Source organism: Bartonella sp. AD328YNZD (genome assembly GCF_042196425.1).
In genome coordinates, this window is record NZ_JBHIQG010000699.1 from 1 (window position 1) to 766 (window position 766).

Annotated in this window: 1 protein-coding gene; it reads left to right on the forward strand. The window is 41.0% G+C overall.

Going from position 1 to position 766, the window contains the following annotated elements:
• Positions 1–3: 3 nt before the first annotated feature.
• Positions 4–766 (forward strand): translation elongation factor Ts (gene tsf, locus ACFIO3_RS14545; protein ID WP_375704725.1); only part of this gene is annotated, 763 nt, incomplete at its 3' end.

Genomic DNA, 766 nt, shown 5'->3' on the forward strand with positions numbered 1-766 from the left:
AATATGAGCATTACTGCTGCACAAGTAAAAGAACTTCGAGAATTATCTGGCGCTGGTATGATGGACTGTAAAGCCGCTCTAGCAGAGACTAATGGTGATATGGAAGCTGCTGTTGATTGGCTTCGTAAAAAAGGGATAGCTAAAGCAGATAAAAAGGCGGGTCGTACAGCGGCTGAAGGATTAATCGGAGTCGTATCAAAAGATTCACATGCGGTTTTGGTTGAGATTAATTCTGAAACAGATTTTGTTGCACGCAATGATGGATTTCAAGAGATTGTGCGCAATATAGCAACAGCCGCCTTGGATACGCCAGGTGATGTTGAATCTGTTTCTGTTTCTCTTTATCCTGGTTCTGAGAAGACTGTAGAGCTTACAATTAAAGATGCAATTGGTACAATTGGTGAAAATATGACATTTCGTCGTTCCGCTAAATTGTCTGTTGAGAATGGTGTTGTTGCGACTTATATACATAATAGTGTGGCTGACGGTCTTGGTAAGCTTGGTGTTTTGGTGGCAATTGAAACAACAGGAAATAAAGAAGCTGCTCTTGCTTTTGGTCGTCAGGTTGCGATGCATATTGCAGCAACCAATCCGTTAGCACTCACAGCACAAGATGTTGATGCTGGTGCTATTGAACGTGAAAAAGCGATTTTTTCAGATCAAGCACGTCAGTCTGGAAAGTCTGAAAGTATCATTGAAAAAATGGTAGAAGGGCGTATGCGTAAATTTTTTGAAGAGGTTGTTTTGCTTTCACAGGCTTTTGTTA